The following is an 11,029-nucleotide window of genomic DNA, read 5'->3' on the forward strand; positions in this document are numbered from 1 at the left end:
CGAAATGGGCGCCGCTTTCGATGGCGATGGTCTTGTGGATGATGTCGCCTTCGACCCGTGCGGTCGACGTCAGGCGTACCTTCAGGCCACGGACGCGGCCGACGATGCGGCCGTTGATGACGACGTCGTCTGCGACGACTTCACCCTTGATCGTGGCGCTTTCACCGATGGTCAGCAGGTGGGCGCGAATGTCGCCTTCCACTGTGCCTTCGACCTGGATGTCGCCGGTGGTTTTCATGTTGCCCGTGATGTGCAGGTCGGCTGACAGAAGCGAGGCGGGTGGTTTCGCCTTTGGCGCGCTGGCCTTGAATTCGCTTTGCTGTTTGGGCGCTGCGGGGGCAGGGGCGGCCGGTGCCGCTTTTTTCTCCGCATCGCTGCCGGGTGCGGGATCGTTGATTTTGCTCTTAGAAAACATCGTTGGCTGCCTTGATATAGATCATCGGGTTAACGGCTTTTCCGCCGACGCGGACTTCGTAGTGCAAGTGCACACCGGTCACCCGTCCAGATGCTCCCATATCACCAATCCGATCCCCGCGCGAGACCTTTTGACCAACTTTCACACGCAGTTTTGAAAGGTGCGCGTAGCGGGTCTCAATCCCGAATTCATGTTGAATTTTGACAAGTCGGCCATAGCCCGATTGCCAGCCTGCGTGGGTCACCACACCATCCGCCGTGGCATAGAGCGGAGTGCCGACTGATGCGGCGAAATCCACGCCCCTGTGCATGCGCCGACCGCCTGTTTTCGGGTCACGGCGGAAGCCAAAGCCCGAGGTGAAACGGAACGCATCTTTGACCGGCGTGGCGAAGGGCGCCTTTTGCGCAGCGATCCGGTAGAGGTTCAGTGTGTCCATCTGGTTCAGCAGGCGATTTGCGCGCAGTGTGTCGGGGCTGGGCTCTTCGCCTCGGGTCGAGAAGGACAGGGGGGTAAGAGGGCCGCCCTGGCCAGAGTATCCGCGCCGGACCTGTTCGATGATCCGGTCGGTGGGCATGCCTGCGGAGCGGAACATCTTGTCCAGCGGTGCGACCGAGACGGTCATCGCTTCTTCCAACTGGCGGAAAATCTGGTCGTTCTGTTCGCGCATCAGCGCGATTTCGGTTGCCATTTCGTCGGCGGCAAGCAGCGCATCCTGCGCGTCCTGTTCGATCTTGTCGCGTTCCGCAGCCGTTTTGGCCAGCGCCTCAGCCACAAAATCCATGGGTGCCCCACCACCATTTGCGGCCAGCGCCGTGCCCGCGCCACCGGTCTCGACCTGGTCTTGTAGTGTGGCCAGCTGTTCGCGTGCTGTTTCGCGGTCCTTCATGGTGCCGCGCAGTGTCGCCTGGATGACTTCGATCCCGGTTTCCAGTTCGCGGCGCCGTGTCTCGGACGTCAGAAGTTCGGATTGCATGACGGAGATCTGTTGAAGGGCGGCGTTGAAGCGGTTTTGAGCGGCCAGCGCTTCTTCGGCGCGGGCGTCACGTTGACCGGCCAGATCGTTCAGGCGGGCCTGGTATGTGGTTTGGTCACGTTTGGCCTGTTCGCGGAAGTTGCCGGAGCCGATGCTGTCCATGAGCAGGATGGCCGTTGCCACGATGGCCCATGCCACAACAAAAGAACTGCCCGCGAAAGCGAGCAGTTGTGTGCCGGGGCGAAGCCGGATGAATCGTGTGTCATTGTCCGATTTGAGAAAGACGCGACGCTCGGGAAAAAACTTTTCCAGAAGTCCGTGCCACTTGATGCCGAGGCGTGTCCGCAAAACGCTCGTCCCTTTAGTTCCCATCCCACAACGGCGTTCATATCCCCAAACACGACGCCCTAACGCCTGTGCATAAAGTCACACCGCTTTGGCGGCAAGTCTCACACTACGTTCTGTGCAAAACCGGTGCTGAAATGTATCAAATTGGCGGAAAACCGCGCATGATATCCATACGGATCAGTCCGTTACCGCCAGCGGCCAGTAGAAGTCGGGGGGCAGTCCGGCCTCTGCCCGTTTCTCTTCGTTGAAGGGTGGTTTGAGCGGGCTGTGGAAGTAGCGTTGCACCAGATTGTGGAACGCCTCCTTGGGGTCGATGTTGTCGCGCCCGCACAGGAAGTGGAACCATTTTGAGCCGTAAGCGACATGAGCCACCTCTTCGGAATAGATGGTTTCGAGGGCGGCAACGGCACTGTCGAGTTTCGCTGTGCGGAAGATATCGATCATGCCCGGTGTCACGTCGAGACCGCGGGCTTCGAGCACCATGGGGACTACGGCCAGACGCCCCATGAAATCCTCTGCCGTGTCTTCGGCGGCGCGCCACATGCCCGCATGGGCGGGAAGAGCGCCATAATAGCTGCCCAGCTCTTCGAGGCAGTCGCACATCAGGTTGAAGTGTTTGGATTCTTCGTCCGCCGCCTTCACCCAGTCGTCGTAGAATCCCATGGGCATGGGCACATGGGTGAAGCGGGCGATGATGTCCCAGTGCAGGTCGACGGCGTTGAGTTCGATATGGGCCACCGCGTGCAGCAGCGCGATGCGCCCCTGGGGGCTGCCGGGGCGGCGGCGCGGTACGTCACGGGGGCTGAGCAGTTCGGGCATTGATGGCCGTGCAGGGTGCGTGGGCGGGGAAGCCGTGCCGATGTCGGGTGTTTGCCCGTCGGCCCGTGCGGCTTTCCATTCGGCGGCCAACTGGCGGGACAGGGCTGTCTTTTCCCGGCCGTCTGCCGTGCGCAGCACCGCGTCGGCCATCTGCGCCAGCGGCATCATAGTGAGACAGCGAGCAGCGCTGCCCGCATTCCAGTATCGATATTTTTCAGCCTTGGCATCTGTTCCGGTCCCAGTGGTTCTGGTGTGGATGTATCACGCGCTGGCGAAGTTTCGGCTGCGCGAGCTCTGCGGTGGTATCCACGGATTGACCAGATGCTGCAAGTGGGATCGGGAGCAACGGGGAGGCGGTGAATGCGAAGTCAGAGCCCAAATTGCTTGATGCTGCGGCTGGCACGAATGTCGGCTTCTTAGGCTTTGGCAGACGGCTTTTCGGCAACATACTCCAATGCAAATGCGGCTCGTCGTTGAATCTGAGCGTCAGCGGATTTGGCGTCTTTTCGAAGTTCAGCAATAAAGGCTTCATTCTCAATCTTCGGGATAAGTTGGCAAAACCGCCGAAACTCTCGTAGCGCGCCGTTGCGAACGCGACGAAGGATCGTTTGACGAAGAACGTCCTTCTCTTCATCAATCAAATCCAGAGGTTTGAGCAACTTCAGTAGGTTCTCTTTCTCGTAGCCTGACCGAAAGTAGATCGGGTCAACAGACAGAAAATCAAAGACAAATTGTCTAATCTGTGTGTCGTCCGATAGCCCTTTGACACTGATCTCGTCCATGTAGCCGTCAATGATCTCGTCCATGTAGCCGTCAATCTCTGATCGAAATCCATGAAAATCAGCGCACGCATCTTCCCACCTGCGTCTATGAGCGTCAGAGCGGTCTCTGTCTTTAAAAGTTGAGTGAATACGTTCGTTGAGTTCATTCAACTTGTCCCGATGGCGGGCAATTTGAGATTTGAAATCTGACATAGCCCTACCGTAGCTGACGTTGCCAACGGAGCAAAAGCGGACATCCGAGCCGCTTTGCTAATCGGCAGCAAAGTCCCGCAAAGCAACCACTCTCAACGCGTGACGCAACGACGTGCGTCCTCTCTGTGTCAGCGGCGTTTGCCAGCCGGAGTGTCGAAACACTCCGGCGGATGTCACACCGTCAAAGCGCCTTGACCGCCGCCAGCACCGCTTCGGCGTGGCCCGGCACTTTTACCTTGGGCCAGGTCATCGCGACGTTTCCGGCAGCGTCGATCAGGTAGGTTGTGCGTTCGATGCCCATGTACTTCTTGCCGTACATGTTCTTTTCCTTCCAAACGCCATAGTCCTCGCAGACCGAGCCGTTTTCGTCCGACAAAAGCCCGACGGTCAGCTCGCGTTTCTTGGCGAACTTTGCGTGACTGGCGACGCTGTCCTTGGAGATGCCAAAAATCTTGGCGCCTGCCGCTTCGAACTCGGGCAGGTTTTCGGAAAAGGCGATGGATTCCTTGGTGCAGCCTGGCGTGTCATCGCGCGGGTAGAAATAAAGTACGATTGGACCGCCTTGCATCGCCGACAAGGTCACATCATTTCCATCACTGTCAGGCAGGGTGAAGTCAGGGGCGGGGGAGGCGATATCGAGCATGTTTCGGCCTTTTCATAAGACTTGGGAAAGTTGTGACTGGCATGATAGGGCTGGGCGGACAAGAATAAAGACATGAGCAGTGAAGACCCGACCCCCGAGCCGCCCGCGCGGCGCCAAAAAAGTCTGTGGCGTCGCCTTGGACTGGGGAGCCTGTTTTTCAGCCTTTTCTTTGCCACCATTCTGGGCGCGGCCATTTATGTTCTGATCGGGCGCCCGGTTGCGGCACCGGATTGGCTGCGCGACCGGATCGAGGTGCGTGCCGGGGAAGCATTGGGCGCGGCTTCGCTGCGCTTTGACGCGCTCGACCTTGTTGTCGAGGACAGCAGCAAGCCGCGGGTCCGCATGAGCAATGTTCAGGTTTTGAACTCTGCTGGTGTTGAGATTGTGGGCTTTTCCGAAATGCGGATCGGATTGTCCGTAACCGATCTGGTGCAGGGGGAGTTTCGCCCAACGGACATCAGCGTGTCCGGTGTCTTTGCCAGTATGCGGCGCGAGATTGATGGATCGGTCATTCTGTCCGGCGGTCTGGACCTGACCGGACCCACGCAGCGGGCAGCCAACCTGGCCATGCTGATCGAGAGCGTTGATGAACTGCTGACCTTGCCGGGCCTGTCTGCCCTGACCTCGGGCGACATTCAGGCGCTGACCCTGCGGGTCGAGGATGTGCGGTCCTCCCGCGCGTGGACGGTTGATGGGGGTCGTATGCGCCTGTCGCGCAACGGCGAGGCGGTACGCATTACGTCGGACCTTGCCCTGCTGAGCGGCGGCGAGGGCGTGGCGACGCTGGAGGCCAATTACGAGGGGCAGGTGGGGCAGTCATCGGCCACCTTTGGCGTTCTGGTCAGCGATGTCGATGCCGGAGATATTGCCGTTCTTGCGCCGGCCTTTGAATGGCTTGACGTTGTGCGTGCCCCGATATCGGGTGCCGTGCGTGGCGGCGTGGGCGCGGATGGTGCGCTGGCCCCGCTGAATGTGTCGCTGAATATTGGCGCGGGTGTTATTCAACCCACTGACGCAACACGGCCGGTGCCGTTCCAGTCGGCGCGCAGTTACTTCAGCTATGATCCCGGTGACACCGTTCTGACCTTCAACGAGTTGTCCGTCGAAAGCGCTTGGATCACGGCACAGATCGACGGTCAGGCGGTTTTGGGGTTGGATGATCAGGGTGGTCTTGATGATCTTGTCGGCCAGTTTAGTGCTACATCGTTAAGTGCAAATCCCGATAACCTGTATCCCGAACCGATCGAGATGCAGGCCGCACAGCTGGATTTCCGTTTGCGCCTTGATCCCTTTCAGCTGGATATCGGACAGGCCTTGTTTCAGGACCATGGGCAAAACCTGATTGCGCAGGGGTCATTGTTGGCTGCCCCGGATGGATGGAGCTATGAGCTGGACGCGCAGGTGGCGGGCATGATGCCTGAACGCTTGTTGGAGATCTGGCCGGATCGCTATGCCCCCAAGGCCCGCAAATGGGTGCTGGAGAACCTGCAAGAAGGGTTCATGCGCGACATTGATGTGGCACTGCGGGATGCGCCTGGCAGCCCGACAATTGCCTATGCCGGGTTTGCTTACGAGGACGCGCGGGTGCGCTATCTCAAGACGATGCCCCCGGTCGAGCAGGCGCGGGGGAGCGCGAGCCTGCTGGATGGCCGTTTCGTGGTTGCGGTTGATCAGGGTTTTGTCCCCGCACCGCAGGGTGGCCGTATTGATGTCAGCGGGTCGTCTTTCATCATTCCCGATGTACGTGCGCGCGAGGGTGTGCCTGCCGTTGTCCGGTTGGAAACAGACGGGACGGTGACGGCGGGCCTGTCGCTGTTGGATTTGCCCCCGCTGAGCGTGATGGAGCGTGCGGGGTTGTCTCCGACCCTCGCGGATGGGCGTTTGAAGGCCGCCGGCACGCTGGCATTCGCCATGAAGAAGGGGCTGAAGCCGCAGGACGTTGAGTATGATGCGACGGCCACGGCGCGGGATGTGTTGAGCACGACCCTGATCGAAGGGCGGCGTCTGGCGGCTGACACATTGCGGGTCATCGCGTCGCAAGACGGGGTCGAGGTGTCAGGCCCCGGAACGTTGGACGGGGTGCCGTTTGATGCGCGCTGGGCGCAACCTTTGGGGCGGGGTTCTCCGCAGCCGAGCCAGGTTACCGGCACTATCGAGCTGTCAGAGCGGACGATTGATGCGTTTGAACTGGGCCTTCCGCCCGGGTTGGTGAGCGGTCGAGGGACCGGTGACATCACCATTGACCAACCGGTGGGCGACGGTGATCCCTCCTTTGCTTTGTCAACCAACCTGCGCGGGGTGCGCCTGTCTTCGCCGCCGCTGGGGTGGTCGAAACCGGCGTCCGCTGCTGCGTCATTGACCCTTGCCGGGCAACTTGGGCCGTTGCCGCGCGTGGATCGGATTGCGCTGGATGCGCCCGGCTTGCAGGCCGAAGGCGCCATCACGTTCATTCCGGGCGGTGGGCTGGAGCGGGCGAGTTTCAGCAGCGTTCGGGTCGGAAACTGGATGAATGGTCCTGTCGATCTTTGGGGCCGCGGCTCAGGCGCTGCGCCGGCGGTCGAGGTGCGCGGTGGCGTGCTGGACCTGCGCGCGGCGGATTTTGGTGGCTCCGGGGCGGGCACTGGCGGGCAACAGGGCGGAGGGCCATTGAGCCTTACCCTGGATCGGCTGCAGATCACCGACACCATTGCGCTGAATGGCGTGACGGGTGACTTCAACATGACGCGTGGGTTGGATGGCGCGTTTCGCGCTCGGGTGAATGGCAGAACGCCGATCCGAGGGCAGGTGTTGCCGCAGAACGGGCGCAGCGCCATCCGCATCACGTCAGAAGATGCGGGCGGTGTGGCGGCCTCTGCCGGTATCTTGAAACAGGCGCGCGGCGGATCCTTGTCCCTGACCCTTTTGCCGGTCGGGGATGCGGCATTTGACGGCACGCTGAATGTCCAGGAAACACGGATACAGGATGCGCCCGCGATTGCAGCCCTTCTGAACGCGCTGAGCATTGTCGGCTTGTTGGAACAGATGAGTGGCAGCGGCATACACTTTCAGAATGTCGAAGCCTCTTTCCGTCTGACCCCATCCACGATGACGCTGACACAGGCCAGCGCGACGGGGCCGTCGATGGGGTTGTCCATGGATGGTGTTTACGATGTGGCGGGGGGACGTCTGGACATGCAGGGCGTGATTTCACCCCTGTTTCTGATCAACGGGATCGGCGGCATCTTTACCCCGCGGCGCGGCGAGGGTTTGATCGGCTTCAACTACCGTTTGCGTGGCCCGGCGGCGAACCCGCGCGTGCAGGTCAATCCGCTATCGGCACTGACACCGGGCGTGTTCCGCGAAATTTTCCGCGCCCCCGCGCCGGATGTTCCCCGGGTCGAGGGGGAGCAGGTGGCGCCAGTTGTGCCAGAGGCCTTCGTGCCTGAGCACACTGGACCCAGCCGAGCTGAACAAAGACGGATAGAACGGCAAAAACGCATTGATGAACGGTGATTGCGTCGCTACGTGGGCGCGCATGAAACTGGATGATTTCAATTTTGACCTGCCCGAAGCGCTAATTGCGACCCGTCCTGCGTCGCCGCGGTCGTCTGCCCGTCTGCTGGTGGCCGAAGGGAACGCGATTCACGATCAGATCGTCACGGACCTGGTTTCGTGGCTGCGTCCCGGCGATTTGCTGGTTCTGAACGACACGCGCGTCATCCCCGCGCGCCTGTTCGGCACCCGCGCACGAGAAAGTGCGCAAGGCCTGACCGAAGCACGGATCGAGGCCACCTTGCTGGAGCCGCGCGCGGACGGCACATGGTCGGCGCTGGTCAAACCGTTGAAGAAGGTCAAACCGGGCGAGGTGATCCGTTTCTCCGATGATCTGTCCGCCACGCTCGAAGGTAGTGCCGACGGGCAGGGGCATTTGCGTTTCAACCTGACGGGTGAGGATTTCGACGCGGCGCTTGCCGAGGCAGGCGCAATGCCGCTGCCGCCCTACATCGCCGCCAAGCGCCCGGCGGATGCACAGGACAAGACCGACTACCAAACAATTTGGGCCAAACACAGCGGTGCTGTGGCGGCCCCCACGGCATCGCTGCATTTCGACGATGCACTGATGCAGGCGCTTGCGGCGCATGGAGTCGAAACAACCCATGTCACCTTGCATGTCGGGGCGGGTACGTTCCTACCGGTCAAGGTGGATGACGTGACCAAACACAAGATGCACGCGGAGTGGGGGCAGGTGTCCGCGCAGGCCGCGCAGGACATTGCGGCAGCCAAGGCGCGCGGCAATTGGGTGATTCCCGTTGGGACCACGGCGCTACGGTTGATCGAGACGATGGCGCGGGATGGCGGCATCGCCCCTTGGGAGGGCGACACGGACATTTTCATCTATCCGGGTTTTACCTTTGGTGTGGCGGATGGGCTGATGACGAATTTTCACCTGCCGAAATCAACCCTGATGATGCTTGTTTCGGCTCTGATGGGCCCCGAGCGCATTCGCGCCATTTACGATCATGCCGTTCATTCGGAATACCGTTTCTTTTCCTACGGGGACGCGTCGCTTTTGTTGCCGCAAACGTGACACCGGAAACCGACACGCAATAGTCGCACATATCTGCGACACGAGCCGCACATGCAGGGCAGGGTGATCTCACCTCTTCAAGGAGTTCCGCATCATGTTCCAAGTTCTGACCAGTGCCTGGGCCCTGCTGTTTGGCATGTGCTTGTTGATGGTTGGCAACGGGATGCAGGGCACGTTGCTGGGTATCCGGGGAGAGATTGAAGGATTCTCGACCGCTGAGATGTCGATTGTGATGTCGGCTTACTTCCTTGGTTTTTTGGGGGGCAGCCGATTGGCCCCAAGGATGATCCAGCGCGTCGGGCATGTGCGTGTCTTTGCAGCACTGGCATCGCTGATTTCGGCGGTCATGATCCTGTATCCGACCTTTGCGGATCCGTGGGTCTGGACCGTTGGGCGCGTTGTCATCGGCTTCTGCTTTTCCGCGGTCTACGTGACAGCCGAAAGCTGGCTGAATGATGCGGCTGACAATTCGAACCGCGGCAAGGCCCTGTCGCTATACATGATCGTGCAGACTTTTGGCATCGTGGTGAGCCAGTATTTGCTGCTGACCGCCGACCCGTCTGGCTTTGTCCTGTTCGTCATTCCGTCGGTGCTTGTTTCGCTGGCGATTACCCCAATCCTGCTGTCGATCAGCCCGGTGCCGGCCTTTGAGACAACGAAGCCAATGTCACTGAGGGCGCTTGTCGGGACCTCTCCGTTGGGGTGTGTCGGCATGTTCCTGTTGGGCGGTGTATTTGCCGCACAATTCGGGATGTCGGCGGTTTACGGAACCGCGGCGGGGCTGAGCGTGGCGCAAATCTCGGCCTTTGTTTCGACCTTCTTTGTCGGTGCGATGCTGCTGCAATATCCCATTGGCTGGATTTCCGACCGGATGGATCGCCGAGCATTGATCCTGATCGTTGCAGCCATCGGTGGCGGTGGTTCGGTTCTTGGCCTACTCTTGGGCGGTAATTTCGCGATGCTTTTGGTGTCGGCCTTTGTGGTGGGGGGCATGTCAAACCCGCTTTATTCCCTGCTTTTGGCACACACGAACGACTTTCTGGATCACGACGATATGGCCGCCGCGTCTGGCGGATTGGTCTTTATCAATGGTTTGGGTGCTGTGTTTGGTCCGCTGATTGTTGGCGCCTTGATGGAGACCGTGGGGCCATCGGGCTTTTACATGTTCACAGGGGTGCTGTTTGCCGCGTTGGTCGCCTATGCCGCGTACCGGAGAACCCAGCGGGCGGCTGTCCCCGTCGAGGAGACGGGTTCGTATGTTGTGATGTCCCAAGCGACCACAACGCCGGTTGCTATGGAGATTGCGCAAGAATACGCCATCGAGGCTGATTTGGAGGCAGAAGATGGCGCGCAAGCGGCATCTTAACACGCAATGTGTCGCACCTGTCGTATTTCGTGATTGGGGTCTGTGGAAAACATGTGCAACGATTTAAGTACGGGGCATGGGAAGCGGGAGACAAACCATGGTTGGTCCGGACGAAGTATTGAGTTTCTGGTTAGATGAGTGCACGCCGGAGGATTGGTTTAGATCTGACGCTGCATTTGATCAAAAGATACGCGACCGTTTTGGTGAGGCGTGGAAGGCGGCGACAGAGGGCAAATTTGCACTTTGGCTGACATATCCGTCGGGCGCGCTGGCGTATATCATCCTAACAGATCAGTTCCCACGCAACATGTTTCGCGATGATGCGGCGGCCTTTTCCACGGACAAGGCGGCCCTTGCTGCGGCCAAGTCCGCGATTGCGAAAGGGTGGGACATGCGCATTGATCCGCCCGCACGCCAGTTCTTCTACATGCCGCTTGAGCATTCAGAAAACCTGTGTGACCAGGACCGGGCCGTGCGCCTAATCTGTGAGAGGATGGAGGATGCGGAGTTCCTGTTGCATGCTCGTGCGCATCGCGAAGTGATCCGTGAGTTTGGTCGCTTCCCACACCGGAACGCGGTTCTGGGACGGGCGACGACGGCGGCGGAAAAGGCACATCTGGACGCCGGTGGTTACGGTTCAGTTCTGCAAGGAATGCAGGCCGACAAGGCCGCCTGACACTCTTTTCCTGCTTAAATGATTGGCTGGCGCAAGGCTTCCCTTGCGTCAGGCGTTTTGTCGCGCCATGCTTTCATTGTGAAGTGCTCGAAAATAGTTTAACGGTAAACTAAATTTGGCACAGCGTTTGGCGAGGACATTGAAATGGCGGCGAAATCCTTTGATGTGGTGGTGATCGGGTCTGGTCCTGGCGGCTATGTGGCGGCCATTCGTGCCGCCCAACTGGGTCTGAACACCTGCGTGGTCGA

Annotated in this window: 10 protein-coding genes; 5 read left to right on the forward strand and 5 right to left on the reverse strand. The window is 59.9% G+C overall.

The genetic code is table 11. From position 1 onward, the window contains the following. The 5 genes from AC6RA8_RS17590 to bcp all read right to left on the reverse strand — a co-directional run. On the reverse strand, positions 1–415 hold a 415-nt coding region (locus tag AC6RA8_RS17590; RefSeq protein ID WP_500354420.1), incomplete at its 3' end, for a bactofilin family protein. Next, positions 405–1,736, reverse strand: a complete 1,332-nt coding sequence (locus AC6RA8_RS17595; protein ID WP_500354422.1) for a DUF5930 domain-containing protein — start codon at positions 1,734–1,736, stop codon at positions 405–407. The genes AC6RA8_RS17590 and AC6RA8_RS17595, both read right to left, overlap by 11 nt. A gap of 177 nt (positions 1,737–1,913) precedes the next feature. Continuing rightward, positions 1,914–2,723: a ferritin-like domain-containing protein gene (locus AC6RA8_RS17600; RefSeq protein ID WP_500354424.1), complete on the reverse strand. Its 810-nt coding sequence runs from the start codon at positions 2,721–2,723 to the stop codon at positions 1,914–1,916. A 248-nt stretch (positions 2,724–2,971) separates the two neighbouring features. Further along, positions 2,972–3,529, reverse strand: a complete 558-nt coding sequence (locus AC6RA8_RS17605; RefSeq protein ID WP_500354426.1) for a hypothetical protein — start codon at positions 3,527–3,529, stop codon at positions 2,972–2,974. 181 nt (positions 3,530–3,710) lie between these two features. Further along, positions 3,711–4,172, reverse strand: coding sequence for a thioredoxin-dependent thiol peroxidase (gene bcp, locus AC6RA8_RS17610; protein WP_500354428.1), 462 nt, complete (start codon positions 4,170–4,172; stop codon positions 3,711–3,713). Positions 4,173–4,244: 72 nt separating this feature from the next. On the opposite strand from bcp, the gene AC6RA8_RS17615 reads away from it, so the two are divergent. The 5 genes from AC6RA8_RS17615 to AC6RA8_RS17635 form a co-directional block, all read left to right on the forward strand. Continuing rightward, positions 4,245–7,664 (forward strand): DUF3971 domain-containing protein, encoded by a 3,420-nt coding sequence (locus tag AC6RA8_RS17615; protein ID WP_500354430.1) that lies wholly within the window; start codon positions 4,245–4,247, stop codon positions 7,662–7,664. 22 nt (positions 7,665–7,686) lie between these two features. After that, entirely contained in the window at positions 7,687–8,739 is a 1,053-nt protein-coding gene (gene queA, locus AC6RA8_RS17620; RefSeq protein ID WP_500354432.1) for a tRNA preQ1(34) S-adenosylmethionine ribosyltransferase-isomerase QueA, read from the forward strand. Between the two features lie 94 nt (positions 8,740–8,833). Further along, positions 8,834–10,105, forward strand: a complete 1,272-nt coding sequence (locus tag AC6RA8_RS17625) for an MFS transporter (RefSeq protein ID WP_500354433.1) — start codon at positions 8,834–8,836, stop codon at positions 10,103–10,105. A gap of 97 nt (positions 10,106–10,202) precedes the next feature. Continuing rightward, positions 10,203–10,781 (forward strand): DUF924 family protein, encoded by a 579-nt coding sequence (locus AC6RA8_RS17630; RefSeq protein ID WP_500354435.1) that lies wholly within the window; start codon positions 10,203–10,205, stop codon positions 10,779–10,781. 144 nt (positions 10,782–10,925) lie between these two features. Further along, positions 10,926–11,029: FAD-binding protein (locus tag AC6RA8_RS17635; RefSeq protein WP_500354437.1), on the forward strand; the 104-nt coding region annotated here is incomplete at its 3' end.

It is taken from the genome of Tateyamaria sp. (assembly GCF_059783535.1).